Here is a 24594-nt window from a genome sequence, read left to right on the forward strand (position 1 = left end):
GAAGGTATTAATTCTAAATTTTATACGTTGGTTTTATTGAAAATCAAATATACTAATTCCTTGATTGATGTTTATAATTATTTTATTTTTTTATAACACGATGGTGCAATAAAAAAGGCAAACTACTTACAGTTTGCCCTTTACAAATAACAAATTAACTACAATTTATAACAATCTATACTTTTCTTTCGGATTACATTCACTTAACTCCCCAATGAAGTTAAGTGAATCTGAGAATATCAAATCGTTTAGCCCAACTTTAAAATTTAATAACTAATTCAAACTAAAACCATGAGAGTATCGATAAGATAGTTATTCAGCACACGCTCCCTGTGTGGTAATTCCATTCTTTAACCTATTTTTTTCATCGCAGTCATCGATTCACGTAACCAAGCACCTACTTCTTCAATTGGGTGTTGACGGATGCTATTGTTTACTGCAATCAACACCGCATTATCTACTTCATTAGAAGTTGAAAATGTTTTACCAATCACATTCGTATCAATAGCTTGCATAAAATCTACCAACAAAGGTTTGCACGCATGATCAAACAAATAACAACCATATTCAGCCGTATCCGAAATGATTCGGTTCATTTCATATAATTTTTTTCTAGCTACAGTATTAGCAATCAAAGGCAATTCGTGTAATGACTCATAATAAGCAGATTCTTCAATAATTCCAGACTCTGTCATGGTTTCGAAAGCCAATTCAACCCCTGCTTTAACCATTGCAATCATTAAAACACCATTATCAAAGTATTCTTGTTCAGATATTGGTGCTGCTGTAGGTGCTGTTTTTTCAAAATTAGTTTCAGCTGTAGCGGCTCTCCATGATAATAAATTGATGTCATCGTTTGCCCAATCTATCATCATGTTTTTTGAAAATTCACCTGAAATAATATCATCCATATGCTTTTGGAATAATGGACGCATAATGTCTTTTAGTTCATCAGCCAATTCGAAAGCTTCAATTTTCGATGGATTGTTCAAACGATCCATCATATTGGTGATTCCACCATGTTTTAAAGCTTCAGTAATCGTTTCCCAACCGTATTGAATCAATTTTGAAGCATAACCTGGCTCAATTCCCTTTTCGACCATTTTGTCAAAACACAAAATAGAACCCGTTTGTAGCATTCCACATAAAATGGTTTGCTCTCCCATCAAATCTGATTTTACTTCGGCAACGAAAGAAGATTTTAAAACACCTGCTCTGTGGCCACCTGTAGCCACTGCATATGCTTTTGCTTGCTCTAATCCTACTCCATTTGGATCGTTTTCTGGGTGAACAGCAATTAAGGTAGGAACTCCAAAACCTCTTTTGTACTCTTCACGAACCTCTGATCCTGGGCATTTTGGAGCACACATAATTACCGTAATATCTTTACGAATTTGCATTCCTTCTTCAACGATGTTAAAACCGTGAGAGTAAGCTAAAGTAGCTCCTTCTTTCATCAATGGCATAATAGCACTTACTACAGCAGTATGTTGTTTATCTGGAGTTAAATTACAAACTAAATCTGCACTTGGAATCAATTCTTCATAGGTTCCAACTTTAAAATCATTATCTGCAGCATTCATATAAGAAGCTCTTTTTTGAGCAATTGCCTCTGCACGTAAAGCATAAGAAATATCTAAACCAGAATCTCTCATGTTTAAACCTTGGTTTAAACCTTGAGCTCCACAACCTACAATGACTACTTTTTTTCCTGCCAAAGCTGTTATTCCATTTGCAAATTCTGATTGGTCCATAAATTCGCAAACGCCTAATTGTTCTAATTGTAATCTAAGTGGTAATGAATTGAAATAATTTGCCATTTTTTTAATATTTAATGAATGTGAAATTTTATAATTAATAGTTTTATTTGGTTTTTGTTTTGAAATTCTAGTTAAGACTATTTCGATAAATATTACTTTATAAACTCTCTAATATTGCCGAAATTTCCATTTTCGTTTTTGAAACTGAAATGCGTCCTGATCGCACAAATTGCATGATTCCGAAAGGCTTTAACTTTGCATACAACTCCTCTATTTCAGAGCGCTTTCCTGATTTTGAAATCACAAAAAAGTCTCTCGAAACGGTTACAATTTGTGAATTGCTTTCTTTGATTATATTTTGAATTTGTCGCTCATCAAAAAGCAAACTAGATTCGATTTTAAAAATGGCACTTTCCAAGAAGATGGTTTCTTCGTCGATGTGGTAAAAAGCCTTAATTACTTCAATCTGTTTTTCGATCTGACCTACAATATTTTGTACCCATTTTTCGGTTGTATTTACAACAATGACAAATCGAGAAACGTTTTCTATCTCAGATTCGGATACATTTAAACTCAAAATATTTATGTGACGTTTCAGAAATATGCCTGAAATCCTATTCAATAAGCCTACGTTGTTTTCTGAATATACAGAAATCGTGAATGTTTTATTTTCCATAACTTTTAACTTAATCTGATATCAGAAACTGAGGCTCCTGTTGGAATCATTGGAAATACATTATTTTCTTTTTCTACCATTACTTCCAAGAAATACGCTTCTTTTGAAGCTAACATTTCCGCAACAGCAGCATCTAAATCCTCTCTTTTGTTTACTTTTTTGGCTTTTATATAATAGCCTTCGGCAATAGCAATAAAATTGGGATTTATCATCTCGGTAGACGCGTAGCGTTTGTCAAAAAACAATTGCTGCCATTGTCTTACCATTCCTAAAAATTCGTTATTAAGCACTACAATTTTTACAGGAACTCTAGTTTGAAAAATAGTACCTAATTCCTGAATCGTCATTTGAAATCCACCATCCCCAATAATAGCGACTACCTCACGATCTGGTTGTCCCATTTTAGCACCTATAGCAGCAGGCAATGCAAATCCCATAGTTCCTAATCCACCAGAAGTAATATTACTTTTTGTTTTATTGAATTTTGAATAGCGACAAGTAAACATTTGGTGTTGTCCAACATCAGAAACCATTATAGCATCTCCTTTCGAATGCTTATTGATCATTTCGATTGTCTCCCCCATTGAGATTCCTTCGCCCTTCGGCTTTAACTCGTCATTGATAACGCTTTCCAATTCAATTTTATATTTTTCTTTGAATTCGTTATGCCAAGCTTCATGTGATTTAGCTTCTACCAAAGGTAAAAGAGCTGCCAATGATTCTTTTACATCACCCAAAACAGCTACATCAGTTTTCACATTCTTATCTACTTCAGCTGGATCTATTTCAAAGTGAATTACTTTGGCTTGTTTAGCATATGTAGCTAAATTGCCCGTTACACGATCATCGAAGCGCATACCAATGGCAATCAAAACATCGCATTCATTGGTTAAAATATTCGGTCCATAATTACCGTGCATTCCAAGCATCCCAACGTTTAAAGGATGATCTGATGGTAAAGCAGAAAGACCTAAAATCGTCCAAGCTGCTGGTATTCCCGTTTTTTCAATTACCGCTTTTAATAATTCCTCGGCTTGCCCCAAGATTACACCCTGACCAAAAACGACATAAGGCTTTTTAGCACCATTAATCAATGCAGCCGCTTCGGCTACTTTTTGGTGATCTAAAACAGGCTTTGGAAAGTAACTACGAACTCCTTTACATTTGGTATAACTAAAATCAAGTTCGTCAAACTGAGCGTTTTTGGTAATATCCACCAAAACTGGCCCTGGACGTCCTGAACGAGCGATGTAAAAAGCTTTAGCGATGATTTCAGGAATTTCCGAAGCTTCTGTAACTTGATAATTCCATTTGGTTACAGGAGTTGAAATTCCTATAATATCTGTTTCTTGGAAAGCATCAGAACCCAATAAATGTTTCCCAACCTGACCTGTAATACAAACCATTGGAGTCGAATCGATTTGAGCATCGGCAATTCCAGTGACTAAATTAGTAGCTCCTGGTCCTGAAGTAGCGATGGCTACTCCAACTTTCCCTGTAGCTCTTGCATATCCTTGTGCAGCATGCGTCGCTCCTTGTTCGTGCCGAACTAGAACGTGATGCAACTGATCTTGAAATTTATATAATTCATCGTATACAGGCATTATGGCTCCACCTGGATATCCATAAACGATGTCTACACCTTCTTCTAAAAGGCATCTGATGATAGCTTCAGCGCCTGAAATTTTATTTGTTACCATTGGTATTCTTATTTTAAAATGAAATTGCTTTCATTTTTATATCATCTAGTTATTTATCGGTTACACATCCTGTTGAAGCACTAGAGACCGATCTGGCATATTTAAGCAATACCCCTTTTGTAGCTTTTAGTGGTGGTTGTACCCAATTAGCTTTTCTTCTAGCAAATTCTTCATCGGATATTTTAAGGTTGATTGTGTTCTTGACGGCGTCAATACTAATTACGTCCCCTTCTTCGATTAATGCAATTCCACCCCCATCATAAGCTTCTGGAGTGATGTGACCTACCACAAAACCATGAGAACCACCAGAGAATCTACCATCAGTAATTAAGGCTACCGAATTTCCTAAGCCTGCTCCCATTATGGCAGAAGTTGGTTTCAGCATTTCGGGCATACCAGGACCACCTTTTGGACCACAGTATCTAATCACTACTACGTTACCTGGTTTTACTTTTCCAGCTTCTATTCCAGGAATTACTTCAAATTCACTTTCAAAAACTACGGCAGTACCTTCAAAATATTCACCTTCTTTACCACTAATTTTGGCTACACAACCTTCTTCAGCAAGATTTCCGTATAAAATTTGAATATTTCCTGTAGGTTTTAATGCCTTTTGTATTTCATGTATTACATCTTGTCCATCGCTCAAATCTGGAATATTAGCCAAATTCTCGGCTACTGTTTTACCAGTTACTGTCATACAATCACCGTGAATCAAGCCGTTTTTCAATAAATATTTTAAAACTGCTGGAACTCCTCCTGCATAATGAAGATTCTCCATCATGTATTTACCACTTGGTTTCAAATCTCCTAGCATAGGTGTTTTATCACTAATATTTTGAAAATCTTTCAAAGTGATTTCAATATCAACTGCGTGTGCCATTGCGATTAGATGCATAACCGCATTTGTAGATCCTCCAAGAACAGCTACAATCGTAATCGCATTTTCAAACGCTTTTCGAGTCATAATATCCCTTGGCTTAATGTCTTTTTCAAGCAACAATCGGATGTATTTACCAGCATCCAAACATTCATTTCTTTTTTGTTCACTTAAAGCTGGATTAGATGAGCTGTATGGTAAACTCATTCCTAATGCTTCAATTGCCGAAGCCATAGTATTGGCAGTATACATTCCACCGCAAGCACCTGGTCCAGGACAAGAATTTTGAATTACCCCTTTAAAATCTTCTTCAGAAATTGTTTTTTGCAATTTTTTACCCAAAGCTTCAAAAGCTGAAACGATATTAAGCTTCTCACCTTTCCATTCTCCTGAATGAATTGATCCTCCATAAACCATAATTGAAGGTCTATTTACTCTTCCCATAGCAATTAAAGCACCTGGCATATTTTTATCACATCCTGGAATAGCAATCATAGAATCATACCATTGAGCCCCCATAACGGTCTCAATAGAATCAGCAATTACATCTCTGGAAACCAATGAATAGCGCATACCATCAGTACCGTTAGAAATTCCGTCACTAACTCCAATCGTATTAAAAATCAAACCTACTAAATCGGCATCCCAAACGCCTTGTTTGACTTGTTTTGCTAAATCATTTAAGTGCATGTTACAAGTATTTCCCTCGTAGCCCATACTCACAATTCCTACTTGTGCCTTTTTTAAATCTTCTTCAGTTAATCCAATTCCGTACAACATCGCTTGTGCTGCTGGTTGTGTTTCGTCTTGTGTAATTGTTTTACTGTATTTATTTAATTCCATTTTATGTATATCTATTTTTTTTAAAATTTGTGTAAAAAAAAAACCTTCCAGATTCTTGGAAGGTTTCTCTAAATATGTTCATAACATATTATCATACCATTCCTCTTGCCTGCGTAATAATTACGATGACATTAATAATAGAGGTAATAGTACTGTTATGTTTTTGCATTGTTTTTTATAATTAAAGTCCAAATCTACTAAAAGTTTGAATAAAAAACAATGAATCCTCTATTTTTAATGTTTTGTCAAAAAACTATACTATAGTTGATCGACCAATTTGTACAAAATCTTTTTTGAAGTACAAATCTTCTGCATCCATAATGTGATTCGCGATAAAATCCCCGACTTCATTTGTTCCAAATCGAGAATCTACCTTTAAATCAACTGTGACGACTTGATTGCTTATGGCAGTTTCTACCGCAGCGATTACTTTTTTTGCTTCTTCAAACAATCCAAAATGTTCCAATAACATTGCTACCGACAAAATAGATGCGATTGGATTAGCAATATTTTTATCTTTAGCTTCAGTATAACAACCGTGAATAGGCTCAAATAAAGAATGATAATCTCCAATAGAAGCAGATGCCATTAATCCGATTGAACCTGAGATAACGCTTGCTTCATCTGATAGAATATCACCAAACAAATTGTCGGTCAGTAAAACATCAAACTGTCTTGGATTCAGAATGATTTGCATTGCAGCATTGTCTACATACAAGAAATTCAATTCAACTTCAGGATAATCTGTAGCAATCTCCGTTACTACTCTTCTCCAAAGACGAGAGGTTTCTAATACATTGGCTTTGTCCACTAATGTCACTTTCTTACGTCTAGCTTGAGCAGCTTTGAAAGCTAAATGTGTAATTTTTGCAATTTCGGATTCATTATATTCACATAAATCCGAAGCATACGTTTCGGTTTCGTTGGTTGTTTTTTTACCAAAATACAAGCCTCCATTCAATTCTCTATACACTACAAAATCAGTTCCATCCAAAACTTCTTTTTTTATGGGTGAAGAACTCATTAAATGAGGATAAGCTTTTATTGGGCGAATATTGGCATACAAGCCTAATTCTTTTCTTAACTTTAGTAATCCTTGTTCAGGACGAACTTTTGCAGTAGGGTTATTGTCGTAAATAGGATCTCCAATAGCTCCAAATAAGATACAATCTGTGTTTCTACACAAATTTAAGGTTTGATCAGGAAGAGGTTTTCCTGTTTTTTCGATGGCTATTGCACCAATATAAGCGTCTTCAAAAACAAATTCGTGATTGTAAACCACACCAATAGCGTTCAACGCTTTTTTAGCTTGCATTGTTACCTCTGGACCTATTCCATCTCCTGAAAGTACTGCTATCTTTAAATTCATAATCTTTTGGTCTTAATAGTCTTGGTTTAGTTTCTGGCTAACTCGCTTTCTATTTTACAAGCAGCTATAATTTGATGAATATCGGTATCAACCACTTCTTTTTTAATGTCAGCAAACTTTAAAAATTCTTGATAGACAATATCCAATTGCACTTTGGTTAGTTCATAACCCACTTTTTTTGCTCGGTATGCCAAGGCTGCACGACCACTTCTAGCGGTTAAAATGATAGAAGACTCATTGACGCCAACGTCTAAAGGATCCATAATTTCATAGGTCGCTCTGTTTTTAATAACTCCATCTTGGTGAATTCCTGAACTGTGAGCAAAAGCATTTGCACCAACTATCGCTTTATTGGGTTGTACAATCATTCCCATACTTTCAGAAACCAAACGACTCATTTCATTCAATTGTCGTGTATTGATATTGGTATACAAATTCAAATACGGATGTTGCTTAAAAACCATGACCACTTCCTCGAGTGCCGTGTTTCCAGCGCGTTCTCCAATACCGTTTATAGTACATTCTATTTGTCTGGCTCCGTTTATAGCTCCTGCGATAGAATTAGCTGTAGCCATTCCTAAATCGTTATGACAATGACAAGAAAGAATTACGTTTTCAATACCTTTTACGTTTTCTTTCAAATATTTTATTTTGGCACCGTATTCTTCCGGTAAACAATAACCTGTTGTGTCAGGTATGTTTAAAACTGTTGCACCCGATTTAATGACTTCCTCACAGACTCGCGCCAAAAATTCATTATCGGTACGACCAGCATCTTCAGCATAAAACTCTACATCTTCCACATATGATTTTGCATGAGCAACAGCCGCTTTTGCTCTTTCTATTACATCTTCCCTAGTTGTATTCAATTTGTGCATTACATGCGAATCTGATGTACCAATTCCTGTATGAATTCTAGGTTTTTTAGCATATTTTAATGCATCAGCAGCAACATCTATATCGTTCTTTACGGCTCTGGTTAAACCACAAACCGTAGCATTTTTTACAATTTTGCTAATTTCAGAAACAGATAAAAAATCACCTGGACTAGAAACCGGAAAACCTGCTTCTATTATATCAACTCCCATTTCGTCTAAACGATTTGCAATCACTAACTTTTGTTTGGTATCTAGCTTGCATCCAGGAACTTGCTCTCCATCTCTTAGTGTGGTGTCAAAAATTTGAACTTTCTCTCTATTCATTTTAATTTATTTAATGTAATTTCACATCTCTAAACAAAAATAGATTTCGTTAGACAAGTACAAAAACCAATATATTCAAATATACTCTTTATAAAAGCAGTTAATTGTTTTTAATTAATTGATTTTAAATATTTTAAGATACATTATTTTACAATGGCTAACCATCAAAAAGATTTTTTATTTGTATTAATCAAGTCCCTTTCTAAGTCTGAAAAACGTCAATTTAAGATTTTTGCCAGCCGATTAGAAACTAGTTCAAATACTAAATTCATCGAGCTTTTCAATATTTTGGACAAATCAGAAGTCTATGATGAAAAAATGATTTTAAAGAATGGATTGATTAAAAAAGTGCAATTATCCAATTTGAAATCGTATTTGTACAAACAAATCCTTGTTAGCATTCGATTAAACATTCCTAGTCAAAATATTAGATATCAATTGCGTGAACAAATTGATTTCGCGGTGATATTGTACAACAAAGGATTGTACAAACAAAGTCTAAAAATTTTAGATAAAACTAAAGCCTTAGCTATTGAGAATGATGAAAAGTATATGGCTTTTGAAATTGTTGAATTTGAAAAACTAATCGAGTCACAATACATCACGCGAAGTATTCAAGGACGTGCAGACGAATTAGTGGTACAGGCCAAAGAATTGAATTATCGTAATACCATTTCGAGTAAACTATCCAATCTTTCCTTGCAGCTATACGGAACGATGCTAAAAACTGGTTATGTAAAAAGTGATGTCGAGTACAAATACATTGATGATTATTTCAAAAAACATATTTCCAAATTAGACGAAGGTAAATTTGGTTTCAGAGAAAAATATTGGTTTTATAATGCCAATTTGTGGCGTAGTTTCTTAGTTCAGGACTTTTTGGCCAGTTATAAATATGCCTTTAAATGGGTAACCTTGTTTTATGACAATCCCAATATGATTTATTTGAATCCTGTTTTTTTCTTAAAAGGCAATAATTATCTTTTGGAGTCATTATACATGCTGAAGTACAAATCAAAGTTCAAAAAATACTTGGTTTTACTCGAAGAAACAATCAAAGATCCTCGTTTTCCTATTAATGATAACATTGCCTGCTTGTCCTTTTTGTATTTGTATAATAACAAACTCAATTATCACATTCTAGAAGGCTCCTTTGTAGAAAGTGAATATTTGATTCCTGAGATTTTGAACAAACTAAAAATTCATAGCGACCATCTGGATGAGCATCATGAGATGTTGTTTTATTACAAGATAGCTTCAATCTATTTCGGAAACGAAAAATATGCGGAATGCATTAATTATCTTGAAAAAATAATCAACAACAAAAACTTATCGATGCGTGAGGATTTGATGTGTTTTTCTAGACTTTTATGTTTAATTGCTCATTATGAACTAGGCAAAGATTTTTACATCGAAAACCAAATCAAAAACACCTATAAATTTTTGATAAAAATGAATGATTTACATGAAGTACAAAAAGAAATTATTCGTTTTATGAAAAACCTAAACTCGATTTATCCAAGTGACATTAAAAAAGAGTTTATAAAAATGAAAGAGCGATTCGTAGAGCTCGACAAGAATACCTATGAAAAAAGAGCTTTTTTATACTTGGATATCATTTCTTGGCTTGAAAGCAAAATTGAAAACAGAAAAATTAGCGATATCATTAAAGAAAAAGCCAAAATAAATAATAGATAGACAAAAAAGGAGGTAGTGATTAACCTCCTTTTTATTTATAGTTCTTTTCTACCCCTCAGAATATCTTCAAACGTACAGCATTTAACAATTTCTTGCTCACCTTCTATCATCATCGGTAAATAAATATATTCCACCTCCGAAAGGTCTTCTTTTAGGTAAAAAGCCATATCCTCCAAATTGAAAAACCACTCTGTATCGTACTGTACTTTATGAATTGTAGCATCCTGAATTAAAAGTTTTTCTTTGAGAGGTTTCATAATCTATTATTTTTGGGATACAAAAATAAATTAATATGCTATTAAATCCAGCAATTCTTTTTCAAATCTGCCTTTAGGTAAATATTGGTCTTCCAACGCCTTAGTAAAAGGGATTGGCGAATCCAAACTGGCTACTCGTTTTACTGGCGCATCCAAATATTCAAAACAATTTTCCATAATCAATGCGGACAAATCACTCGCAATTCCTCCGAAAAGACTGTCTTCTTGAACAATAATTGCCTTTCCTGTTTTCTTTACAGAAGCAAAAATGGTTTCGGTATCCAACGGCTGTAAGGTTCTTAAATCAATCACATCAGCACTAAGCTGTGGATTTTTAGCTAAGGTTTCTAATGCCCAATGAACAGTAGCTCCAAAAGCAATAATGGTGATTTGTTCCCCTTCTTTCAAAAGAGCTGCCTTACCTAAAGGAAGCGTGTAATACTCCTTTGGAACCTCTTGATAAATAGATCGGTATAATAATTTATGTTCGAAAAATAAAACCGGATTAGAGTCATTAATGGATTCGTTTAATAATCCTTTGGCATCATAAGGAAAAGCAGGATACACTACTTTTAATCCCGGTGTTTTAGTAAACCAAGCTTCATTGGTTTGAGAATGAAAAGGTCCCGCTTGAGTACCTCCACCACAAGGCATTCGGACCACTACATCAGCTTTTTCTAACCAACGATAATGCGATTTAGCCAAAAGATTCACTATTGGATTAAAACCTGTAGACACAAAATCTGCAAATTGCATTTCCATAATGGCTTTGTATCCATTAATAGATAATCCCATAGCCGCAGAGACAACTGCACTTTCGCAAATCGGGGTATTACGAACGCGTTCCTTTCCAAATTCAGCCACAAAACCATCGGTTATCTTAAAAGCACCACCATATTCAGCAATATCTTGCCCCATGATAACTGAGTTTTCATACCGCTGCATAGATTGTCTTAATCCTTGACTAATGGCATCTATGAAGCGAATATTTTCAGTAGCTCCTGATGGTTCAACAATTTCTGCAACGTAGGGTTTATAAACATCATTTAACTCTTCGTCGAAACTTGCTTCAATTTCCGGTTCGGCATTCGCCAAAGCCCAATCGGTATCGATTTCCTGTTTTATTTTTGCTTTGATTTCAGCATCTTCTGCTTCTGTAAGAATGCCATTTTGAAGTAAAAAGTCTTTGTAATTCGCAACAGGGTCTTTCACTGCCCATACATCCATCAACTCTTGAGGAACATATTTAGTACCGCTTGCTTCTTCGTGGCCTCGCATTCTAAAGGTTTTAAACTCTAGCAAAATAGGACGTGGACGCTCAATCATTGAAGCTTTTAATTCTGAAATCAAAGTAAAAACTTCCAAAATATTATTGCCATCCACAATATGGCTTTCCATTCCGTAACCTTTTCCTTTATCGGCTAGATTTTCACAACGGTATTGTTCATTTGTTGGCGTTGAAAGTCCATAACCGTTATTTTCAATCACAAAAAGAACTGGTAAATCCCAAACAGCGGCAATATTTAAAGCTTCGTGAAAGTCGCCTTCACTTGTAGCCCCTTCACCAGTAAAAACGGCTGTAATTTTATTATTCTTTTTTAAAGTATTGGCCAAAGCAATCCCATCTGCCACTCCCAATTGAGGTCCTAAGTGCGAAATCATTCCAATAATTTTATATTCTTGGGTACCGAAGTGAAAACTGCGATCTCTACCTTTTGTAAAACCATTTGCTTTACCTTGCCATTGAGAAAATAATCGGTGTAACGGAATATCTCTTCCTGTAAAAACTCCTAAATTTCTATGCATTGGCAAAATATACTCATCTTGGTCTAAAGCAGCAGTTATTCCAACAGCAATAGCTTCTTGACCAATGCCTGAAAACCATTTGGACACTTTACCTTGTCGTATCAAGATTAACATTTTTTCCTCAATAAGTCTAGGAAGCAGTATTTTTTTATAGAGACTAATTAATTGTTCGTTGCTAAGTTCTTTTCTATCAAAAGTCATGGTTTTCGATTTTTATGAGTGCTTCAAAGATATAAAAATATAACAGTTTTGATTGTTTTTGTTATATTTTTTGATTTTCAAATGATTTTTTAAAAAGTCAGAATTGAAAATATTCTTTACATTTGTAACTAGAAGTTTTAAAAAGCTTCTAAATTATCAAAATTCAAATAATATGCAAAACATTCCTAGTGTTGACTTGCGTGATTTCCTTTCGGATGACCCGAAACGTAAACAAAAATTTGTAAATGAAATCGGAACCGCTTACGAAGAAATAGGCTTCGTAGCATTAAAAGGTCATTTTTTGAATGACGAATTAGTTGAGAACTTGTATACCGAAGTTCGTAACTTTTTTTCACTTCCTCTCGAAGTAAAAGAAAAATATGAAATTCCAGGTATTGGTGGACAAAGAGGCTATATTTCTTTTGGAAAAGAACATGCCAAAGGACGCTCAGCTGGAGATTTGAAAGAATTTTGGCATTTTGGCCAATATGTAAGCGAAGGTTCAAAATACGCTGGTGAATATCCTGCCAATGTTGAAGTTTCAGAATTAGCCAATTTTAATACAGTTGGAAAAGAAGCCTATCAAATGTTGGAGAAAACCGGAGTTTATGTATTAAGAGCATTAGCCTTGTTTATTGGTTTGGACGAATTTTACTTTGACCAATATGTAAAAGATGGTAATAGCATTTTGCGACCCATTCATTATCCTCCAATAACAGATGAGCCAAAAGACGGCGCCGTTCGTGCAGCAGCTCACGGAGATATTAATTTGATTACCTTACTAATGGGTGCTCAAGGAAAAGGGTTGCAAGTGCAAAATCACGATGGCGAATGGATTGATGCTATGGCACAACCTGATGAATTAATGATTAATGTTGGTGATATGTTATCTCGTCATACCAATAATCGTTTGAAATCAACTATTCATCAAGTGGTGAATCCACCAAGAGAATTATGGGGAACCTCACGTTATTCTATTCCGTTTTTCATGCATCCTGTTAGCGATATGAAGCTGAATTGCTTGGAAAATTGTATCGATGACCAACACCCTAAATTGTTTGATGATATCACTGCTGGCGATTATTTATATGAGCGTTTGGTGGATTTGGGTTTAATCAAAAAATAATAAGGATAAACATACTATCAGTAATTCCAAATTCCAAAGGTTACCCACATGGAATTTGGAATTTGATTTTTTTAAAGTTTAATTTTATGGATTTACAAGACCAATTAAAACATCTTTTTCCAGATCATCAATCCCTTCCTGACGAACCTGTCGAGGAAGTAGCGCACGAATTGTACGTGCAAAAAGAACCGATGATTTGCAAATACGAAAAAAGAAAAGGCAAAGCCACCACGATTATAGAAGGCTACGAAGGAACCGATGAAGATTTCAAAATTTTAGCCAAAGAAATCAAAACAAAATTAAGTGTGGGTGGTACTTTTAAAGAAGGAGCAATTATCATTCAAGGAGATTACCGCGATAAAATTATGGCTCTTTTAAAAGAAAAGGGCTTTAAAACAAAAAGAGTTGGAGGGTAAATAGTAAGTGTTCAGTATGCAGCTTCTAGTGTTCAGTTTAACAGATAAAAAACACAAAAGCACGTACTCCAGTCCTCAGAATGCAGGCTTTAGTACTCAGTTTAACAACATTAAACGATTAAACCTTAAACAATTTAAACATAGGTTATGATTAAAGATTCCGAATTAATACTCAATCCTGATGGTAGTGTGTATCATCTTAACTTAAAGCCAGAACAAATTGCAACTACAATTCTGTTTGTGGGTGATCAAGATCGTGTAGAAAAAATCACTAAGCACTTTGATGCTATTGAGTTTACCGTTCAAAAAAGAGAATTCAAAACGCAAACAGGAACCTTTAAAGGCAAGCGAATTAGTGTGGTTTCTACTGGTATTGGTCCAGATAACATTGATATAGTTCTCAATGAACTTGACGCTTTAGTCAATATCGATTTAAAAACCAGAAAGATAAAAGACACCCTAACAGCATTGCGAATCATCAGAATTGGAACTTCAGGGTCTCTACAAGCTGATATCCCAGTAGATCATTTTGTGATGGCCCAATACGGACTAGGATTAGACAACATGCTTCGCTCCTATTTGATTGATTCGATTTCTGAGACTCGTTTAGAAAAAGCCTTTATCGAACATACCCACTGGGATTTAAAAAAAGGAACACCTTATGTTATTGGTTGTTCCACTGAGTTGGAGCAATTAATTGAAAGTGAACAAATTCATAAAGGAATTACGGCAACGGCTGGTGGTTTTTATGGTCCACAAGGACGTGTGTTGCGTTTAGGAATTCAAGATTCAGCATTGAATTCTAAAATGGATTCCTTTAGTTTTGAAGGGCATCGCATTACCAATCTAGAAATGGAAACAAGTGCTATTTATGGACTCGGTAAATTACTAGGACATCATTGCTTATCTATGAATGCCATCATTGCCAACCGCGCGAACGGAACTTTTAGCCAAGATCCTTATAAAGCTGTAGACGAACTTATTTTGTATACGCTCAATAAACTAGCCCAATAATTACCACAAATGGATTTACTTCTCGAAACTGACCGATTGATTCTTCGCCCATTTACGCTTGACGATGCCGAAGCCATGTTTATTATGGATTCTAATCCTATTGTTCACAAATATTTATGGAACAAACCCGTTCAAGATATTACGGAAATATATCCAGTGATTGAATCGCTCCAAAAACAATATGCAGCCAATAAAATTGGCCGTTTTGCTACTTTTTTAAAAGATGATGGTCAGTTCATTGGTTGGACGGGTATTAAGTTTATCAATGACCATATAGAAAACGGAAACACCAACTTTTACGATTACGGATACCGCTTAGACGAGCGCTTTTGGAACAAAGGCTACGCCACGGAAGCCACAAAATTTTGGCTGGAGTATGGTTTTAATCAAATGAATATTAAAGAAATGAATGCTTACACGCACGCCCAAAATGGTGCTTCCAATCATATCCTGAGTAAATGTGGGATGCAATTTGTAGAAGAATATACGGCTGAAGATGGCATCAATTGGAAATGGTGGCAACTATTTAATCCAAATCAAAAATAAATGACAACAATACGAATAGCTGGTGTGCCAGAACATTTTAATTTACCTTGGCATTTAGCCATAGAAAATGGAGATTTTAAAAAAGCAGCCATCGACTTGAAATGGACGGACGTCCCGGAAGGCACCGGTAAAATGTGCCAAATGCTTCGCGATGGAAGTACTGATATTGCTATTATTTTAACTGAGGGAATAGTAAAAGACATTACGGCAGGCAATCCTTCAAAAATTGTTCAAGTCTATGTAGAAACTCCTTTGATTTGGGGAATTCATGTTGCAGCACAATCCAAATACGAGAACTTGGGGCAACTAGAAGGTACCAAAGCAGCCATTTCAAGAATAGGTTCTGGTTCCCAATTAATGGCTTATGTCAATGCTGGTAATCAAAATTGGGATGCTAATTCCTTGTCATTTGAAATTGTAAATACGATTGACGGAGCTGTTACTGCTTTGACGGAAGGTACCGCTGATTATTTTATGTGGGAACGATTCATGACACAGCCTCTAGTTGACAAAGGAATTTTTAGAAGAATCGCTGATTGCCCAACACCTTGGCCTTGTTTTGTAATTGCCGTTCGAGATGAAATTCTAGAAAAAGAACCTCAAATAATCTCTAAAATACTTGAGATAATTAATTGTAACACTTTAAAATTTAGAGAATTAACCAATATAGTAACAAAACTCGCAGAACGCTTTCATCAAAAAGAAGAAGACCTAGAAAAATGGTTGGCTTTAACCGAATGGTCACAAAACCAATTAAGTGAAAATGTGTTAAACAATGTCCAAAATCAATTGTTGGAACTCGGAATTATTGATAAAAAAAGTACATTTGCTGAAATAGTAAAAGTGGTATAATCGTACTCCTTTTTTAAGATATGATAGACCCAAAAAAAATTGATTTAAATAAGCTAAAAACCCAACTTCAAGTCAAGAAACCTTGGGACATTATTATTATATCTTTTTTGAACTTGGTCATCACCTTTCCTATCTTTATCATTATTCATCATAATGTTATTGATCCCAATTGGCCTTTTAGTCTAGACCGCATTCTTATTTTTTTGGTAGTTTTTATAGTGATTCATTTCGTCCTGAATGCTATGAGAACCTTTATGATGATTGCCATTCTCATTTATTTTTTTGTTCTTATTTACGGCAGCATCTTCGGAAATTATGGTTTTAACAGTGTCGTCGAAGATTACAATTCAATGGTCTACACTATGTCTGACAGTCCATACCCTCAAGATATCATTATCGCCAAACTTCTTCCCTTCCCCAATAAATCAAAGATTTTGAGCGCCATTGAATATGAAAATCCAAAAGTTCGAAATTTCGCTATTATGGCTACAACAAAGCACTTTAGAAACCTAAAAGGATATGGCGATTATAGAACTATTATTCAGTGTTTTGCGGTTTTCAAAGAAATCAATTCCCGTTGGAATTACGTTCACGATCCCAAAGAAGGTGACTATATTGCCACTGCTACAGAATCTTTACTATATTTTTCTGGTGATTGTGATGATCATTCCATCCTTATGGCGGCTTGTGTTAGAGCGATAGGCGGCACTCCAAGATTAATTCACACCAAAGGACACATTTATCCTGAAATTTTAATTGGCTCAATGGAAGACTTAGAAAAAGTAAATTATTTAATCAAAAACGAATTATTTCCAAGAGAAAGTGCAAAGAAACAACTACATTACCATATCGATGAACGTGGTCAAGTATGGATGAATTTGGATTATACCGCAAAATATCCAGGAGGACCTTTCTTGTTTGAGGAAATTTTAGGAGCGTTAACCTTAAACTAGATTATTGCTTACTTTTTTGATGCAATTGTCGACCGAGTTCTGCTAGAAATGAAAATCCAATCGAATCATATTCGTAAATTCCATCATTAAATATTTTGTTTTTGTTGACCAATATGGTAGTCGAAACTAAAAACTCAATTTTGTTTTTCGAATCAACAATATACGCACAATCCGTAAGTTTTCTGTAGGCTTCATATTATCAAATCTTTTTGCGTAATCCCCAACTTTTGGACTTGAATCCTTGATCCTTCTATTTCAGGACTAGACAAAAAATAAAAAAACTCCTTAATTTCTTAAGGAGTTTTTTTTGGTGGGCGATGAGGGGTTCGAACCCCCGACCCCCTCGGTGTAAACGAGGTGCTCTGAACCAGCTGAGCTAATCGCCCTATTGCGTTTGCAAATATACAGCTAGAATTCGTATTTGCAAGACTTTTTTTGAAAAAAAATAAAAAAAATTACACCTATTTTAATTAAATCCTCACGCACAGCATTTTAGTTTTACACACTTAGTTCATTATTTTTTTGAATTCCATTTTCAGAATGGTACATTTGAAACATAAATAAAAACCAATGGGAAGATTTAAAGAAAACGATTTACCAAAAGCTAAAATCACGGCCTCTTCAATAAACAAAGCCAAAATTATTTTCAGATATGCGGGCAAAAATACCTGGAAATTCTATTTAGGATTATTATTTCTATTACTAACTAGCATAACAGCACTAGCTTTTCCTAAATTTATGGGGATGCTCGTGGACTGTGTTAATAAAAAAGATAGCGGGTTGGCTAACCAAATAGCTTTGGGATTAGGATTAGTACTAATTTTACAATCTGTTTTTTCATTTTTTAGACTTTCGCTTTTCGTGAATTTTACAGAAAATACTTTAGCTAATGTGAGATTAGCGTTGTATACGAATTTAGTCAAATTACCAATGTCTTTTTTCTCTCAAAAACGTGTGGGCGAATTGAACAGCCGAATCAGTAACGACATCAGTCAAATCCAAGATACTTTAACAACCACTATTGCCGAGTTTTTGCGACAATTCATTCTAATTATAGGAAGTTTTGTGATGTTGGCTAGTATCAATATTAAGTTAACCATAATGATGATTTCTGTTGTTCCGTTGGTTGGTGTTGCAGCAGTGTTTTTCGGTAGATTTATTCGTAAATATTCCAAAAAAGTTCAAGATCAAGTAGCCGAAAGCCAAGTTGTAGTTGAAGAAACAATGCAAGGCATTAGCATAGTAAAAGCCTTTGCCAACGAATGGTATGAAATTGAACGCTACACTACAAAAATTAGAGAAGTCGTAAAAGTGGCTATAAAAGGTGGACAATTACGTGGTTATTTTGCTTCTTTTATTATTGTTTGTTTGTTCGGAACAATAGTAGCAGTAGTTTGGTATGGTGTACAATTAAGCATTGCTGGTGAGATTACTGTGGGTGAATTATTCACCTTTATTCTTTATTCAAGTTATGTTGGTGCTTCCTCTGGTGGTATAGCCGAATTGTATGCACAAATGCAAAAAGCCATTGGTGCAACAGAACGTGTTTTTGAATTATTAGAAGAAATTCCTGAAAAAATCAATAGTACAGAAATTCAAAATTTCCCAAAGATAAAAGGAGATGTATCATTTGAAAATGTTGCCTTCACCTACCCTTCTCGTAAAGAAATTCAAGTCTTAAAAGAAGTAAGTTTCACCGCCTTATCAGGTCAAAAAATTGCTATTGTTGGACCAAGTGGCGCTGGAAAATCTACTATTGCCTCTTTGTTATTGCGCTTTTATGACACTACAGGAGGTAGTATTACCATTGACAATAAAAATATGTTGGAATATGATTTAGAAGCCTTACGTGGTAATATGAGCATTGTTCCTCAAGATGTGATTTTGTTTGGTGGAACTATTAAAGAAAATATTGCTTACGGTAAACCCAATGCTACCGAAGAAGAAATTATATTGGCCGCTAAACAAGCCAACGCGCTACAATTCATTCAAGGTTTCCCAGAACAATTTGAAACTGTGGTCGGAGAAAGAGGAATTAAACTTTCTGGAGGTCAAAGACAGCGAATTGCTATTGCGAGAGCATTACTCAAAAACCCAAGTATTTTGATTTTGGATGAAGCCACTTCCTCATTGGATAGCGAAAGTGAAAAATTAGTCCAAGAAGCTCTAGAGATTTTAATGGAAGGAAGAACAAGCATCATTATTGCGCACCGTTTATCAACGATTCGTAGTGCTGACCAAATTTTGGTTTTAGATCAAGGACAAATTACTGAAAAAGGAACCCATCAAGAACTGATTGCTATAGAAAATGGTATTTATAAAAATTTAAGCAACCTGCAGTTTAGCGATTTTTAAAAAATCACATCAAAAAAGGCTTTTATTTTGATTAAAAATTTCACTGCAAATTAACAAATGTTATTAGCTGATTTGTTTTGAAAACAACTACCTAGCCCTGATGGGAGCGGCATCCTTTATTTTACGGCTGCCCTTTTTTTTGAGGGCAGCCGTAAAATAAAGATATAGCGTACAGCAGGATCAGCTCCAAAAAAGAATCCACTACCTACTTGTTATAGTAAATAGTGGATTGAAAATAATTTTTGCTTTTTTATCCTCTTATCAATTTTCTGTATTTCAAACGTTTTGGGGTTAAATCACCACCTAAACGTTTCTTTTTGTTTTCTTCGTATTCAGAGAAACTTCCTTCGAAGAAATACACTTCTGAATCGCCTTCGAAAGCTAGAATGTGTGTACAAATTCTATCCAAGAACCATCTGTCGTGAGAAATCACTACCGCACAACCTGCAAAATTCTCTAAACCTTCTTCAAGTGCACGTAACGTATTTACGTCCAAATCATTCGTAGGCTCATCTAAAAGTAATACATTACCTTCTTCTTTCAAGGTCATCGCTAAGTGTAAACGGTTGCGTTCTCCACCAGAAAGCATCGATACTTTCTTGTTTTGCTCGCCTCCTCCAAAGTTGAAACGTGACAAATAAGCTCTGGAATTCACTTGCTTCCCACCCATCATAATCAATTCTTGCCCATCGGCAAAATTTTCCCAAATGGATTTGTTGGGATCTATATTTGAATGCGATTGATCAACGTAAGCGATTTTTACGGTTTCTCCCACAGAAAATTCTCCGCTATCGGTTTGTTGTTCGCCCATAATCATTTTGAAAATAGTCGATTTACCAGCTCCATTCGGCCCGATAATTCCAACAATTCCGGCTTGTGGCAACGTAAAGTTCAGATTATCGTATAATAGTTTTTCTCCAAAGGCTTTGGCAACATTTTTAGCTTCGATTACATTCGTACCCAAACGAGGACCATTTGGAATGTAGATCTCTAGTTTTTCGTCTAATTGTTTTTGGTCTTCATTCAAAAGTTTGTCGTAGTTCTGTAAACGCGCTTTTTGTTTCGTTTGACGCCCTTTAGCACCTTGACGCACCCAGTCCAACTCACGTTCTAAAGTCTTTCTACGTTTAGAAGCCACTTTTTCTTCTTGAGCCATACGATTCGATTTTTGGTCTAGCCAAGAAGAATAATTACCTTTCCAAGGAATTCCTTCTCCACGATCTAATTCTAAAATCCAACCTGCAACATTATCCAAGAAATAACGGTCGTGTGTCACGGCAATTACGGTTCCAGCATATTGTGCCAAATGTTGCTCTAACCACAATACCGATTCAGCATCTAAGTGGTTGGTTGGCTCATCTAAAAGTAATACGTCAGGTTGTTGCAATAACAAACGACATAAAGCTACACGACGACGCTCTCCACCCGAAAGGTTTTTAATTGGTGTATCACCTTCTGGAGTACGCAAAGCATCCATCGCTATCTCTAATTTGGTATCGATTTCCCAAGCGCCTAAAGCATCAATTTTGTCTTGTAAGGCCGCTTGACGATCCATTAACTTGTCCATTTTGTCTGGATCAGAATAGTTTTCTTCAAGACCAAACAAGTCATTGATTTGGTTGTATTCTTCAAGAACTGCCATAGTTTCTGCAACTCCTTCACGAACAATTTCGATTACTGTTTTGGAATCATCTAAAATTGGTTCTTGCTCTAAATAACCAACCGTATAGCCAGGTTGAAAAACAACATCCCCTTGATAATTTTTATCAACTCCAGCAATAATTTTTAAAAGAGAAGATTTACCAGAGCCATTAAGACCCAAAATACCAATTTTGGCTCCATAAAAGAAACTCAAATAGATGTTTTTTAATACCGGTTTATCCGCACCTTGATAGGTTTTGCTCAATTTCTGCATCGAGAAAATGACCTTCTTATCGTCTGACATATTTTTAGTTTATTTGTTTACTGTTTGTCGTTAATGGTTTGTTGTTTATAATTTGAATTTTAGATATTTTATTGGTAATTCATAAATAATGCTTTAGCTAGATTTTGCTCTTACAATCGACTATAAACAATCAAGAAAAATCTATACTCGCCCCTTTAACGAGCTAAAAACCCAAGCGTTGGCTAAAAAACCTATTCCAACTGCTGCAAATCCCCATCCAGATACATCTCTGTAGCGAAAAGCACCAAGGCCAATTAATAATAATCCCATCAAACCCATTATAAATGCCGCCCATCCCAAGATGGTATTTTTATTCATTCCCATATCGTGGTATTTTTTAATTTTTTTCGGAATTGCAAATATCGTTATTTTTTATAAAATTATTTTAGAAAATCAAAGTATAAATCCTAATTAAGGCTTTAGTTAAAGATATGAAACAACATTTCTTTCAACAAATCTCCATTCGAAAGCGCATTAACTCCTACTCCTTTACTCTTGACGTCGATATCTCGCAAAGCACCAACAATTTGGCTAACTTTCCTCATCGGATAATTTTTAACAGCCACATCATAGTCTTTTAAGAAATAAGGATTAACACCCAACACTGTGGCAACATTTTTTGGATTTTTATCTTTCAACCCGTGATATTTTAGCAATTGCACAAAAAAACTAAAAACCAATCCTGTAGTCATGACCAAAGGATTATCTTTTGGGTTTTGAGCAAAATTCTCAGCAATAGTATACGCTTTTAATTGATTGCGTTCTCCAATGGCTTTTCGCAATTCAAAAACATTAAAATCTTTACTAAAACCAATATTTTCTTCAATATGATGAGCTGTAATGCTACTTCCTGGGGGTAAAATTATCTTGAGCTTTTCTAATTCATTGTTGATTCGGCTCAAATCAGTTCCCAAAAATTCGACTAACATTGCTGAGGCTTTGGGTTCGATAGTGTATTTTTTTCCTGCCAATACTCTTTTGATCCAATCTCCAACTTGATTTTCATACAATTTTTTGCTCTCGTAAACCAAACCATTTTTAGCCAAAACTTTGGTCACTTTTTTTCGTTTATCCAACGTTTTGTACTTGTAGCAAAACACCAAAACGGTTGTTGGCATTGGATTTTCAGCATAGGTTTCTAATTTATCTATGGTTCTCGAAAGTTCTTGAGCTTCTTTTACAATCACTACTTGACGTTCGGCCATCATTGGATAACGTTTGGCGGTGCTTACAATATCATCTATAGAAACATCACGACCGTACAAAACGGTTTGATTGAATCCTTTTTCCTCTTCGGTTAAAATTGTTTCCTCAATATAATCAGATAATTTATCAATATAATAAGGTTCTTCACCCATCAAAAAATAAATAGGTTTAATAGTACCTGCTTTTATATCGTTTACAATCTTAATTACTTCGTCCATTCTAATTTTATTGGAGTTTCTAATTTCTGGTCTTGTTTCAACAACATGAAACTTTAAACTCAAAACCTAAAACAATTTTATATTTTTGCAATATGCAAGAACTTAATTTTCCTTCTTACTCTTTTCGATTCAAAAATAGCGAAAATAAAGTGTCTATTTTTGATGAAATTCGGAAAAAATTTATCATCCTCACTCCTGAGGAATGGGTACGTCAGCATGTAGTTCAATTTTTAATGAAAGAAAAAAAATACCCAAAATCCTTAATAAATGTAGAAAAGGTGCTACATGTTAATGGTTTACGAAAGCGCTATGATATTGTAATTTTTAATCCTAATGGAGCTATTTTTGCATTAATAGAGTGTAAAGCACCACATATTTCTATCAGCCAAGCTACTTTTGATCAAATTGCACAATATAATATGACATTGCAATCCAAATATTTGATGGTGACCAATGGCTTAAACCATTATTATTGTACAATGGATTTCGAAAATGAAAAATACGAATTCCTTCGATCAATCCCGGAATATGGTCCTATATCTCAACAAACTTCTTAAATACACCAATGAAACTAGCCGTAGTTATACTGAATTGGAATGGTAAAAATCTTTTAGAACAATTTCTTCCAACTATTATTCAATATTCACCTGAAGCAACGATTTATGTAGCTGATAATGCCTCAACAGACGATTCTGTGGTCTATATAAAAGCAAATTTTCCTTCAGTTAAAATCATTATCAATAAAGCTAATTATGGATTTGCTGGGGGGTACAACGAGGCTTTACAACAAGTAGATGCTGATGTATATGCTTTAGTAAATTCAGATATAGAAGTCACAGAAAATTGGCTTCAACCAATCATAACAACTTTTGAAAACGAGCTCAATACAGTAATAATTCAACCCAAAATAGTAGACTTTAAAAATAAAGAATACTTTGAATATGCAGGTGCCGCAGGTGGATTCATCGATAAATATGGTTATCCTTTTTGTAGAGGACGCATCTTTGATACCATTGAAAAAGATAACAGCCAATATGATGATAGTATCGAAATCTTTTGGGCTTCGGGTGCTTGTTTTTTTATCAAAGCTACAGTTTATCATGATTTAAAAGGATTTGATGCAGATTTTTTTGCCCATCAGGAAGAAATCGACTTGTGCTGGAGAGCTATTAATTTAGGTCATGTTATAAAATATGTCCCTAATTCAGTTGTCTATCATGTAGGAGGAGCTACATTACAACAAGGAAACCCTAAAAAAACCGAATTGAATTTCCGAAATTCCTTGTTTATGCTAACTAAAAACCTACCAAAATCGGTTTTGTTTCGTCGTCTATTCATCAGAATGATACTTGATGGTGTAGCAGGAATACAATTTTTAACAAAAGGCAAACCCAAACATTTTTTAGCTATTTTGAAAGCACATTTAGCTTTTTATCAGAATTTTAACAAGCATTTTAAAAAGAGAAGTGATTTTCAAAAAGAGTCATATTACAAAGTAAAAAGCATCGTATTTACTTATTTTGTTAAGAGTGGCACCATTTTTGAAAAGCTAGTTTAACAATATTTTATAC

At 34.8% G+C, this 24594-nt stretch carries 21 protein-coding genes and 1 tRNA gene; 10 read left to right on the forward strand and 12 right to left on the reverse strand.

Annotation, left to right across the window (positions count from 1 at the left end):
* Window positions 1-350: 350 nt before the first annotated feature.
* From ilvC to WFZ86_RS12925, 6 genes are all read right to left on the reverse strand, one after another.
* Entirely contained in the window at window positions 351-1820 is a 1470-nt protein-coding gene (gene ilvC, locus WFZ86_RS12900) for a ketol-acid reductoisomerase (protein ID WP_342692303.1), read from the reverse strand.
* A 97-nt stretch (window positions 1821-1917) separates the two neighbouring features.
* Window positions 1918-2436 carry an acetolactate synthase small subunit gene (gene ilvN, locus WFZ86_RS12905; protein ID WP_342692304.1) on the reverse strand — a complete coding sequence of 173 codons (519 nt, stop codon included), beginning with the start codon at window positions 2434-2436 and terminating at the stop codon, window positions 1918-1920.
* A 5-nt stretch (window positions 2437-2441) separates the two neighbouring features.
* Window positions 2442-4136 carry a biosynthetic-type acetolactate synthase large subunit gene (gene ilvB / locus WFZ86_RS12910; RefSeq protein ID WP_342692305.1) on the reverse strand — a complete coding sequence of 565 codons (1695 nt, stop codon included), beginning with the start codon at window positions 4134-4136 and terminating at the stop codon, window positions 2442-2444.
* Between the two features lie 49 nt (window positions 4137-4185).
* Window positions 4186-5859 carry a dihydroxy-acid dehydratase gene (gene ilvD, locus WFZ86_RS12915; protein ID WP_342692306.1) on the reverse strand — a complete coding sequence of 558 codons (1674 nt, stop codon included), beginning with the start codon at window positions 5857-5859 and terminating at the stop codon, window positions 4186-4188.
* Window positions 5860-6112: 253 nt separating this feature from the next.
* Complete coding sequence (gene leuB, locus WFZ86_RS12920) at window positions 6113-7228, reverse strand: 3-isopropylmalate dehydrogenase (RefSeq protein WP_342692307.1); 1116 nt, start codon at window positions 7226-7228, stop codon at window positions 6113-6115.
* A gap of 26 nt (window positions 7229-7254) precedes the next feature.
* On the reverse strand, window positions 7255-8430 hold the full coding sequence (locus WFZ86_RS12925; protein WP_342692308.1) for a 2-isopropylmalate synthase: 1176 nt from the start codon (window positions 8428-8430) through the stop codon (window positions 7255-7257).
* A gap of 153 nt (window positions 8431-8583) precedes the next feature.
* On the opposite strand from WFZ86_RS12925, the gene WFZ86_RS12930 reads away from it, so the two are divergent.
* The gene (locus tag WFZ86_RS12930) at window positions 8584-10128 is read left to right on the forward strand and encodes a hypothetical protein (protein WP_342692309.1); all 1545 of its coding nucleotides are present in this window, start codon (window positions 8584-8586) and stop codon (window positions 10126-10128) included.
* A gap of 35 nt (window positions 10129-10163) precedes the next feature.
* Here the strand turns inward: WFZ86_RS12930 and WFZ86_RS12935 are convergent, their stop codons facing one another.
* Both WFZ86_RS12935 and WFZ86_RS12940 read right to left on the reverse strand, forming a co-directional pair.
* Window positions 10164-10385, reverse strand: coding sequence for a hypothetical protein (locus tag WFZ86_RS12935; protein WP_342692310.1), 222 nt, complete (start codon window positions 10383-10385; stop codon window positions 10164-10166).
* Between the two features lie 30 nt (window positions 10386-10415).
* The gene (locus WFZ86_RS12940; RefSeq protein ID WP_342692311.1) at window positions 10416-12392 is read right to left on the reverse strand and encodes an alpha-ketoacid dehydrogenase subunit alpha/beta; all 1977 of its coding nucleotides are present in this window, start codon (window positions 12390-12392) and stop codon (window positions 10416-10418) included.
* A gap of 172 nt (window positions 12393-12564) precedes the next feature.
* Between WFZ86_RS12940 and WFZ86_RS12945 the strand changes: the two genes are divergently transcribed.
* The 6 genes from WFZ86_RS12945 to WFZ86_RS12970 all read left to right on the forward strand — a co-directional run bounded on the left by WFZ86_RS12945 (window position 12565) and on the right by WFZ86_RS12970 (window position 17299).
* On the forward strand, window positions 12565-13518 hold the full coding sequence (locus WFZ86_RS12945) for an isopenicillin N synthase family dioxygenase (RefSeq protein WP_298294315.1): 954 nt from the start codon (window positions 12565-12567) through the stop codon (window positions 13516-13518).
* A gap of 86 nt (window positions 13519-13604) precedes the next feature.
* On the forward strand, window positions 13605-13934 hold the full coding sequence (locus tag WFZ86_RS12950; RefSeq protein WP_342692312.1) for a translation initiation factor: 330 nt from the start codon (window positions 13605-13607) through the stop codon (window positions 13932-13934).
* 147 nt (window positions 13935-14081) lie between these two features.
* Entirely contained in the window at window positions 14082-14948 is an 867-nt protein-coding gene (locus WFZ86_RS12955; protein WP_342692313.1) for a nucleoside phosphorylase, read from the forward strand.
* Between the two features lie 9 nt (window positions 14949-14957).
* Complete coding sequence (locus WFZ86_RS12960) at window positions 14958-15494, forward strand: GNAT family N-acetyltransferase (protein ID WP_342692314.1); 537 nt, start codon at window positions 14958-14960, stop codon at window positions 15492-15494.
* Complete coding sequence (locus tag WFZ86_RS12965) at window positions 15495-16346, forward strand: substrate-binding domain-containing protein (RefSeq protein WP_342692315.1); 852 nt, start codon at window positions 15495-15497, stop codon at window positions 16344-16346.
* Window positions 16347-16366: 20 nt separating this feature from the next.
* Complete coding sequence (locus tag WFZ86_RS12970; RefSeq protein WP_342692316.1) at window positions 16367-17299, forward strand: transglutaminase-like domain-containing protein; 933 nt, start codon at window positions 16367-16369, stop codon at window positions 17297-17299.
* 308 nt (window positions 17300-17607) lie between these two features.
* Here WFZ86_RS12970 and WFZ86_RS12975 read toward each other — a convergent pair.
* Window positions 17608-17685, reverse strand: a tRNA-Val gene (locus WFZ86_RS12975).
* 184 nt (window positions 17686-17869) lie between these two features.
* Between WFZ86_RS12975 and WFZ86_RS12980 the strand changes: the two genes are divergently transcribed.
* Entirely contained in the window at window positions 17870-19654 is a 1785-nt protein-coding gene (locus tag WFZ86_RS12980; protein WP_342692317.1) for an ABC transporter ATP-binding protein, read from the forward strand.
* Between the two features lie 250 nt (window positions 19655-19904).
* On the opposite strand, the gene ettA is transcribed toward WFZ86_RS12980, so the two are convergent.
* From ettA to holA, 3 genes are all read right to left on the reverse strand, one after another.
* The gene (gene ettA, locus WFZ86_RS12985) at window positions 19905-21599 is read right to left on the reverse strand and encodes an energy-dependent translational throttle protein EttA (protein ID WP_342692318.1); all 1695 of its coding nucleotides are present in this window, start codon (window positions 21597-21599) and stop codon (window positions 19905-19907) included.
* Window positions 21600-21740: 141 nt separating this feature from the next.
* Window positions 21741-21923 carry a CAL67264 family membrane protein gene (locus WFZ86_RS12990; protein WP_315175325.1) on the reverse strand — a complete coding sequence of 61 codons (183 nt, stop codon included), beginning with the start codon at window positions 21921-21923 and terminating at the stop codon, window positions 21741-21743.
* A gap of 95 nt (window positions 21924-22018) precedes the next feature.
* Entirely contained in the window at window positions 22019-23023 is a 1005-nt protein-coding gene (gene holA, locus WFZ86_RS12995) for a DNA polymerase III subunit delta (RefSeq protein WP_342692319.1), read from the reverse strand.
* Between the two features lie 92 nt (window positions 23024-23115).
* Between holA and WFZ86_RS13000 the strand changes: the two genes are divergently transcribed.
* Both WFZ86_RS13000 and WFZ86_RS13005 read left to right on the forward strand, forming a co-directional pair.
* Window positions 23116-23580 carry a type I restriction enzyme HsdR N-terminal domain-containing protein gene (locus tag WFZ86_RS13000; protein ID WP_342692320.1) on the forward strand — a complete coding sequence of 155 codons (465 nt, stop codon included), beginning with the start codon at window positions 23116-23118 and terminating at the stop codon, window positions 23578-23580.
* Window positions 23581-23588: 8 nt separating this feature from the next.
* Window positions 23589-24581 carry a glycosyltransferase family 2 protein gene (locus tag WFZ86_RS13005; RefSeq protein WP_342692321.1) on the forward strand — a complete coding sequence of 331 codons (993 nt, stop codon included), beginning with the start codon at window positions 23589-23591 and terminating at the stop codon, window positions 24579-24581.
* Window positions 24582-24594 lie beyond the last annotated feature (13 nt).

Source organism: Flavobacterium polysaccharolyticum (genome assembly GCF_038739875.1).
Taxonomy (GTDB): Bacteria; Bacteroidota; Bacteroidia; order Flavobacteriales; family Flavobacteriaceae; genus Flavobacterium; species Flavobacterium polysaccharolyticum.

What these genes read in the sequence shown, in the direction of transcription:
- leuB (WP_342692307.1), bottom strand. Translation starts at nt 7,228, where the DNA reads ATGAATTTAAAGATAGCAGTACTTTCAGGAGATGGAATAGGTCCAGAG.
- ettA (WP_342692318.1), bottom strand. Translation starts at nt 21,599, where the DNA reads ATGTCAGACGATAAGAAGGTCATTTTCTCGATGCAGAAATTGAGCAAA.
- WFZ86_RS12960 (WP_342692314.1), top strand. Translation starts at nt 14,958, where the DNA reads ATGGATTTACTTCTCGAAACTGACCGATTGATTCTTCGCCCATTTACG.
- WFZ86_RS12925 (WP_342692308.1), bottom strand. Translation starts at nt 8,430, where the DNA reads ATGAATAGAGAGAAAGTTCAAATTTTTGACACCACACTAAGAGATGGA.
- WFZ86_RS12950 (WP_342692312.1), top strand. Translation starts at nt 13,605, where the DNA reads ATGGATTTACAAGACCAATTAAAACATCTTTTTCCAGATCATCAATCC.
- WFZ86_RS12945 (WP_298294315.1), top strand. Translation starts at nt 12,565, where the DNA reads ATGCAAAACATTCCTAGTGTTGACTTGCGTGATTTCCTTTCGGATGAC.
- WFZ86_RS12930 (WP_342692309.1), top strand. Translation starts at nt 8,584, where the DNA reads ATGGCTAACCATCAAAAAGATTTTTTATTTGTATTAATCAAGTCCCTT.
- WFZ86_RS13000 (WP_342692320.1), top strand. Translation starts at nt 23,116, where the DNA reads ATGCAAGAACTTAATTTTCCTTCTTACTCTTTTCGATTCAAAAATAGC.
- WFZ86_RS12955 (WP_342692313.1), top strand. Translation starts at nt 14,082, where the DNA reads ATGATTAAAGATTCCGAATTAATACTCAATCCTGATGGTAGTGTGTAT.
- holA (WP_342692319.1), bottom strand. Translation starts at nt 23,023, where the DNA reads ATGGACGAAGTAATTAAGATTGTAAACGATATAAAAGCAGGTACTATT.
- WFZ86_RS12935 (WP_342692310.1), bottom strand. Translation starts at nt 10,385, where the DNA reads ATGAAACCTCTCAAAGAAAAACTTTTAATTCAGGATGCTACAATTCAT.
- WFZ86_RS12980 (WP_342692317.1), top strand. Translation starts at nt 17,870, where the DNA reads ATGGGAAGATTTAAAGAAAACGATTTACCAAAAGCTAAAATCACGGCC.
- WFZ86_RS13005 (WP_342692321.1), top strand. Translation starts at nt 23,589, where the DNA reads ATGAAACTAGCCGTAGTTATACTGAATTGGAATGGTAAAAATCTTTTA.
- WFZ86_RS12965 (WP_342692315.1), top strand. Translation starts at nt 15,495, where the DNA reads ATGACAACAATACGAATAGCTGGTGTGCCAGAACATTTTAATTTACCT.
- WFZ86_RS12970 (WP_342692316.1), top strand. Translation starts at nt 16,367, where the DNA reads ATGATAGACCCAAAAAAAATTGATTTAAATAAGCTAAAAACCCAACTT.
- ilvD (WP_342692306.1), bottom strand. Translation starts at nt 5,859, where the DNA reads ATGGAATTAAATAAATACAGTAAAACAATTACACAAGACGAAACACAA.
- WFZ86_RS12990 (WP_315175325.1), bottom strand. Translation starts at nt 21,923, where the DNA reads ATGGGAATGAATAAAAATACCATCTTGGGATGGGCGGCATTTATAATG.
- ilvC (WP_342692303.1), bottom strand. Translation starts at nt 1,820, where the DNA reads ATGGCAAATTATTTCAATTCATTACCACTTAGATTACAATTAGAACAA.
- WFZ86_RS12940 (WP_342692311.1), bottom strand. Translation starts at nt 12,392, where the DNA reads ATGACTTTTGATAGAAAAGAACTTAGCAACGAACAATTAATTAGTCTC.
- ilvN (WP_342692304.1), bottom strand. Translation starts at nt 2,436, where the DNA reads ATGGAAAATAAAACATTCACGATTTCTGTATATTCAGAAAACAACGTA.
- ilvB (WP_342692305.1), bottom strand. Translation starts at nt 4,136, where the DNA reads ATGGTAACAAATAAAATTTCAGGCGCTGAAGCTATCATCAGATGCCTT.